This is a genomic window from Micromonospora maritima (assembly GCF_902825405.1).
GTDB lineage: Bacteria > Actinomycetota > Actinomycetes > Mycobacteriales > Micromonosporaceae > Micromonospora > Micromonospora maritima.
In genome coordinates this window covers 1-6,794 of record NZ_CADEAU010000296.1, presented here as the reverse complement: position 1 = coordinate 6,794, position 6,794 = coordinate 1, and the positions used below count along the sequence as shown (strand labels likewise).

Sequence of the window (6,794 nt, the reverse complement as noted above, 5' to 3'; positions counted from 1 at the left end):
GTGCTGCTCTGCGTCGTGGGCGGGCTGGCGGTGGCCGGGCAGTCCGCGCTCAACGGCCGGGTCGCCGCGTCCGTCGGCCCGGCCGCCGGCCTCGCGGTGAACTTCGCGGTCAGCACGTCGGTGATCGGCGCGGTGGCGGTGCTGGGCGGCACGCTGGCCGAGCAGCCGCGCTGGCCCACGCAGTGGTGGCTCTACGTCGGCGGCCTGTTCGGCGTCGGCATCGTGCTGGCGCTGCTGGTCGGCGTCCGTGCGGCCGGCGTGCTGCGCACCGGCCTGGCGCTGGTGGCCGGGCAGCTCGGCGGGGCGCTGCTGCTCGACCTGGTGCTGCCCGGCGGCCCCGGCGTCCGGCTGCCGGTCCTGGCCGGCGCGGTGCTCACGCTGTCGGCCGTGCTGGTGGCCGGGGTACGCGGGCGCGGCACGGTGCGTGTGGCGGCCGAACGTGAGCGTGCGCCGGATGGCAGACTGGTCGGGTGAGCGATTCCGTGGTGACCGTGCGGCCCCGCCGCGTCCGGGTGGTCTGCTGGGCGTCGGCCGTCGCGCTGCTCGTGGTGTTCAGCCTGGTCGCGACCTCGTTGTCCGGTTCCACGGGTGAGGGCTACGGCACGTTCCAGCGCGGCGACCAGTTCGCCATGGTCGGGCTCGGGGTCTTCGGCGCGCTCGGTTTCCTGCTGTTCACCCGTCCCCGGGTGACCGCCGACGCCCGCGGCGTGCGGGTGCGCAACGTGATCAGCTCCTACGAGCTGCCGTGGGAGGTCGTCCGCGGGGTCCGGTTCGACCGCGGCGCCCCGTGGGCCAGCCTGGAGCTGCACGACGACGACCTGCTGCCGATGGTCGCCCTGCAGGCCGCCGACAAGGAGAGCGCGGTCGAGGCGGTCCGGGCGCTGCGCCGCCTGCACCAGGCGCACCTGGCCGCGCTCGCCGCCGGCCAGTCGGCACCCCGCTGACCTGCGGGCCCGGTTTGGGTCGGCCTGGGCCGAGGGTGTAGTCTTGCGGAGTCGACCAGACTGCCCCCGTCCCTGACGCGCGGGTGGTCGTAGAAGCGGAGCGCCCGCTCCCACCCGAGTCGCCGTCCAGGTGTCCGGGTCCGGTCCCCCGGTTTCGGGCACGTCCCGATCCCGGATGCGCGATCCTGTGATCGTGCCGACCGGTCGAGTGGGCCCTGGCATACGCCGGGGCCTTCTGCTTTCCGAGTCGCTCCCGCCCGGGAGCCCGCGGAGTCGGCACCACACGAGACTTCGACTCGAGGAGGCCCCATCAGCGTCGAACCACGCGTGAACGAGCAGATCCGGGCACGTGAGGTCCGACTGGTCGGCCCCGAGGGTGAGCAGGTGGGCATCGTCCCGCTGGAGCGCGCCCTGCAGCTGGCCGCGGACGTCGACCTGGACCTGGTCGAGGTTGCGCCGATGGCGCGCCCGCCGGTGTGCAAGCTCATGGACTTCGGCAAGTTCAAGTACGAGAGCGCACTCAAGGCGCGCGAAGCGCGGCGTAACCAGCAGCAGACCGTCATCAAGGAGATGAAGCTCCGGCCGAAGATCGACCCGCACGACTACGAGACCAAGAAGGGTCACGTGGTGCGGTTCCTCAAGGCGGGCGACAAGGTCAAGGTGACGATCATGTTCCGCGGTCGCGAACAGAGCCGCCCGGAGCTGGGTTACCGGCTCCTGCGTCGGCTCGAGTCCGAGATCACGGACCTGGGATACGTCGAGGCCGCGCCGAAGCAGGACGGCCGAAACATGATCATGGTTCTCGCTCCGCACCGGGCCGTCAAGGCCTCCGCGGTCGCCGCCACGGCGTCGCGCGGTGGGCCCCGGGACCGCGCCGCGGAGGAGTCCGGAGCCCCGGCAGGTGGCGAGGCCCCGGCGGCCGGCGAGACCGCAGCAGCCGGTGAGACCGGCCCGACCGCTGACACCAGCGGCCAGTAACAGGGAGAGACGTTCCACATGCCGAAGATGAAGAGCCACACGGGTATGGGCAAGCGGGTCAAGGTGACCGGCAAGGGCAAGATCGTCGCCCAGCAGGCCGGCCTCCGCCACAACCTGGAGAAGAAGGCCAGCACCCAGACCCGTCGGCTGACCGGCACGGTCGAGCTGGCCAAGGCCGACACCAAGCGCATCAAGAAGCTGCTCGGCCGCTGACGCGCGCCACCTGAACCGAAGAAGGAGTTGAGATGGCACGCGTCAAGCGGGCTGTGAACGCCCAGAAGAAGCGTCGTACCCTGCTGGAGACCGCGAGCGGTTACCGCGGTCAGCGCTCCCGGCTCTACCGCAAGGCCAAGGAGCAGGTGCTGCACTCGATGCAGTACTCCTACCGGGACCGTCGCGACCGCAAGGGCGACTTCCGGCAGCTCTGGATCCAGCGGATCAACGCCGGAGCCCGGGCCAACGGCCTGACCTACAACCGGCTGATCCAGGGCATGCGCCTGGCCGGCATCGAGGTCGACCGCAAGATCCTGGCCGACATGGCCGTCAACGACGCCGCCGCGTTCGCGGCGATCGTCGAGCTGGCCCGCGCCGCCGTGGCGGCCGAGGGCACCGGTGGCGCCGCGGCCCAGGCCGCCTGACCCACCTGTACGCGGCCGAGGCCGCCTGACCCACCCGTACGGCAGATCGAGGCGTCTCCCATGCAGTCACCGTCGCAGGGGAGGCGCCTCGACGCCGTTCCCGGCCCGTTCACCCCGCGTACCCCGAGGGTCGTGGCGGCCCGCCGGTTGCAGCGCCGGCGCGACCGCGAGCAGACCGGCCGGTTCCTGGCCGAGGGGCCGCAGGCGGTCCGTGAGGCGCTCGCCCGCACCGGCACCGTGGTCGAGTTGTTCGGCACCCCGGCGGCGCTCGACCGGTACGCCGACCTCGCCGCCGGCGCCGCCCGCGCCGACGTGCCGGTCTCCGAGGTCACCGACGACGCCCTGGCCGCGCTGGCCGAGACCGTGACGCCGCAGGGCCTGGTGGCGGTCTGCCGGCACCTGCACGTACCGATGGACGAGGCCCTGGCGCGCGGGCCGCGCCTGGTCGCGGTGCTCGCCGGGATCCGCGACCCGGGCAACGCCGGCACGGTGCTGCGCACCGCGGACGCGGCCGGCGCCGGCGCGGTGGTCTTCGCCGGCGAGGCGGTCGACCCCTACAACGGCAAGTGCGTGCGCGCCTCCGCCGGCAGCCTCTTCCACGTCGACGTGGTGCGCGCCGCCGACCCGCTCGCCGCCGTCGAGGCGCTGCGGGCCGCCGGGCTCACGGTCCTCGCCACCACCGGGTACGGCGACAGCGACCTGGACGACCTCGCCGACGCCGGCCGGCTCGCCGCCCCCACCGCCTGGCTGTTCGGCTCGGAGGCGCACGGCCTGCCGGAGGATCTGACCACGGTCGCCGACGCCCGGGTCCGGGTGCCGCTGCACGGGCGCGCCGAGAGCCTCAATCTGGCTGCGGCGGCGGCCGTCTGCCTGTATTCTTCGGCGAGAGCACTGCGTGTCCCCCGGGGCACGCGAGAGACAGCAGGGGAGTCCGCCTCGTCATGAACGCGCCACGGCGTTCGTTTAGCCAGCCCGCCGGTGTCGGCGGGCGGCAGGCCTGACCTTCCTCCCTGCACGACTCCCACCGGCGGGCTGCGGCGAAGCCGCGCGTCCGTAGACTCGCCTGGCCGCCCTGTGGAAGGGCCGGCGCCGCCGTGAGGGAGTGCCCGTTCACCATGAGCTACCGCAACGATCCGTACGACCCGAAGCAGGTCGCCCTGCTCGACCCGGACGCCCTGGCCGGGGCCGTGGCCGACGCCGAGAAGGCGTTCGCCGCCGCCGCCGACCCGGACGCGTTGACCGCGCTGCGCCCGGCGCACCTGGGGGACCGGTCCCCGGTGTCCCTGGCCCGCCGGGAGATCGGCGCGCTGCCGCCGGCCGCGAAGTCCGACGCCGGCAAGCGGGTCAACGAGGCCCGGCGCGCCATCGAGTCCGCGTACGCCGCCCGGCAGGAGATCCTGGACCGGGAGCAGGCCGAGCGGGTGCTGGTCGAGGAGCGGGTCGACGTGACCCTGCCGCACGACCGCCGGCCACGCGGCGCCCGCCACCCGCTGAGCGTGCTGATGGAGCAGATCAGCGACCTGTTCATCGGGATGGGCTACGAGGTGGCCGAAGGCCCCGAGGTCGAGCTGGAGTGGACCAACTTCGACGCGCTGAACATCCCGGCCGACCACCCGGCGCGCGGCCTGATGGACACGTTCCACATCGCACCCGAGAACAGTGGCCTCGTGCTGCGCACGCACACGTCGCCGGTGCAGGCGCGCACCATGCTCACCCGCAAGCCGCCGATCTACGTGGTGGTGCCCGGCCGGGTCTACCGCACCGACGAGCTCGACGCCACCCACGCGCCGGTCTTCCACCAGGTCGAGGGCCTGGTGGTGGACAAGGGCATCACCATGGCGCACCTGCGCGGCACGCTCGACCACTTCGCCCGGGCCATGTTCGGCGCGGGCGCGAAGACCCGCTGGCGGCCGCACTACTTCCCGTTCACCGAGCCGTCGGCGGAGTTCGACGTCTGGTTCCCGGAGCACCGGGACGGGCCGCAGTGGGTCGAGTGGGGTGGCTGCGGCATGGTCAACCCGCGCGTGCTGCGCGCCTGCGGGATCGACCCGGAGGTCTACTCCGGATTCGCGTTCGGCATGGGCATCGACCGGACCGTGATGGTCCGGCACGGGGTCAGCGACATGCGGGACATGGCCGAGGGCGACGTGCGGTTCACCCGCGCGTTCGGCGCCTGAGCTACGGGAACGGTGGAAGAAGAGTCATGCGAGTTTCTGTCAGTTGGTTGCGGGAGTACGTGGACCTCCCGACCGACCTGCCCACCGGCGACCTGGAGCAGGCGCTGGTCGACCTCGGCATCGAGGTGGAGTCGATCGTCGACCTGCGGGAGACCGTCACCGGTCCGCTGGTCGTCGGCGAGGTCCTGGAGATCGAGGAGCTGACCGGTTTCAAGAAGCCGATCCGCTTCTGTCGGGTGGACGTGGGCGCCGCGAACGGCACCGGCGAGCCGCAGGAGATCGTCTGCGGTGCGCGCAACTTCGCCCAGGGCGACCGGGTCGTGGTGATCCTGCCGGGCGGGGTGCTGCCGGGCAACTTCGCCATCGGGGCGCGCAAGACGTACGGGCGCAACTCCCACGGGATGATCTGCTCGGCGCAGGAACTGGGCCTGGGCGACGACCACTCGGGCATCATCGTGCTGCCCGAGGACGTCAAGGCCCAGCCCGGCGACGACGCGCGGCCGATCGTCGGCCTGGACGACGTGGTCGTCGAGATGGAGATCACCCCGGACCGCGGGTACGCGCTCAGCGTCCGCGGTATCGCCCGGGAGCTGTCGCACGCGCTCGGCGTGCCGTTCCGCGACCCGGCCGACGCGCCCGCGCCCGGCGCGACCGCTGCGCCGGCGTACCCGGTGGAGGTCCGCGACCCGGTCGGCTGCGACCGGTACGCGGCGCGGATGGTGCGCGGCGTCGACCCGACCGTCGAGACGCCCGGCTGGATGCGGCAGCGGCTCACGGTGGCCGGCGTGCGCAGCATCTCGCTGCCCGTCGACATCACCAACTACCTGATGCTCGAACTCGGCCAGCCGATGCACGCCTTCGACGTGGACCGGATCGCCGGCACGCTCGTGGTGCGCCGCGCCGAGGCGGGGGAGAAGCTGACCACGCTGGACGGGGTGAACCGGACCCTGTCCGCCGAGGACCTGGTGATCTGCGACGACACGGGTCCGATCTCGCTGGCGGCGGTGATGGGCGGCGAGACCAGCGAGGTGCTCGCCTCCACCACGAACGTGCTCTTCGAGGCGGCGCACTGGGATCCGGCCACGGTCGGCCGTACCGCCCGGCGGCACAAGCTGTTCAGCGAGGCCGCCAAGCGCTGGGAGCGGGGCGTCGACCCGACGCTGCCGCTGGTCGCGCTGGACAAGGCGGTCCGGCTGCTCACCGACCTGGCCGGCGGCGCCGCCGGCGCCGAGGTGCTCGACCTCGACCACGTCCGGCCCCGGACGCCCGTCACGCTGCCGGTGGACCTGCCGTCGCGCCGGATCGGCGTCACGTACCCGCCGGACCGGGTGGTGGAGCTGCTGGAGCAGGTCGGGTGCGTGGTGACGCGCGGCGGCGACCGGCTCGGCGAGGACCCGGGTGCCGCCGGGGTGGCCGCGTCCGGCGTGGGGGAGGTGCTCACCGTCATGCCGCCGAGCTGGCGGCCCGACCTGACCGACCCGGCCGACCTGGTGGAGGAGGTGGTCCGCCTCGACGGGTACGACCGGGTGCCGTCGGTGCTGCCCACCGCGCCGGCCGGTCGGGGCTTGACCGCGCAGCAGCAGCGTCGCCGGGCGGTGGCCCGCTCGCTGGCCGAGCGTGGTTGGGTCGAGGTGCTGGCCCAGCCGTTCGTGGCCCCGGAGCTGGCCGACCAGCTCGGCCTGCCGGCCGACGACCCGCGCCGGCCCGCGGTGCGGCTGGCCAACCCGCTGTCCGAGGAGGAGCCGCTGCTGCGCACCATGCTGCTCGGCCCGCTGCTGGGCATCGTGAGGCGCAACGTGGGCCGGGGCCAGCGGGACGTGGCGATCTACGAGATCGGGACGGTCTTCCACCCGCGTCCGGGCGTCGGCGCCCCGCCGGCCATGGGCGTGGACCGGCGACCCACCGACGAGGAGTTCGCCGCCGCCGACGCGGTGGTCCCGGTGCAGCCGCGGCACGTCGCGGTGGCCTGCTACAAGGAGTTCATCTCCGCGCTGCTCGATGTCACCGACAACATCGTCAGCGGCGAGATCGTGCCGCCGGTCGACGTGGTCCGGCAC

8 protein-coding genes are annotated in these 6,794 nt (G+C 73.5%); all 8 read left to right on the top strand.

Annotated elements, in window-relative coordinates; all coding sequences use genetic code 11:
* Positions 1-474, top strand: a 474-nt coding sequence (locus HUW36_RS22245) for a DMT family transporter (RefSeq protein WP_174529948.1), incomplete at its 5' end; no start/stop codon positions are given.
* Positions 471-944, top strand: coding sequence for a PH domain-containing protein (locus tag HUW36_RS22240; RefSeq protein WP_174529947.1), 474 nt, complete (start codon positions 471-473; stop codon positions 942-944). The genes HUW36_RS22245 and HUW36_RS22240, both read left to right, overlap by 4 nt.
* Positions 945-1,271: 327 nt before the next feature.
* Positions 1,272-1,922 carry a translation initiation factor IF-3 gene (infC, locus tag HUW36_RS22235; RefSeq protein ID WP_091577968.1) on the top strand — a complete coding sequence of 217 codons (651 nt, stop codon included), beginning with the start codon at positions 1,272-1,274 and terminating at the stop codon, positions 1,920-1,922.
* Positions 1,923-1,940: 18 nt separating this feature from the next.
* Complete coding sequence (rpmI, locus tag HUW36_RS22230; protein WP_091309655.1) at positions 1,941-2,135, top strand: 50S ribosomal protein L35; 195 nt, start codon at positions 1,941-1,943, stop codon at positions 2,133-2,135.
* A 32-nt stretch (positions 2,136-2,167) separates the two neighbouring features.
* On the top strand, positions 2,168-2,560 hold the full coding sequence (rplT, locus tag HUW36_RS22225; RefSeq protein ID WP_091577965.1) for a 50S ribosomal protein L20: 393 nt from the start codon (positions 2,168-2,170) through the stop codon (positions 2,558-2,560).
* Positions 2,561-2,620: 60 nt separating this feature from the next.
* Positions 2,621-3,505: a TrmH family RNA methyltransferase gene (locus HUW36_RS22220; RefSeq protein WP_174529946.1), complete on the top strand. Its 885-nt coding sequence runs from the start codon at positions 2,621-2,623 to the stop codon at positions 3,503-3,505.
* 170 nt (positions 3,506-3,675) lie between these two features.
* Complete coding sequence (gene pheS / locus HUW36_RS22215; RefSeq protein WP_174529945.1) at positions 3,676-4,737, top strand: phenylalanine--tRNA ligase subunit alpha; 1,062 nt, start codon at positions 3,676-3,678, stop codon at positions 4,735-4,737.
* A gap of 26 nt (positions 4,738-4,763) precedes the next feature.
* Positions 4,764-6,794 (top strand): phenylalanine--tRNA ligase subunit beta (gene pheT / locus HUW36_RS22210; RefSeq protein WP_174529944.1); only part of this gene is annotated, 2,031 nt, incomplete at its 3' end.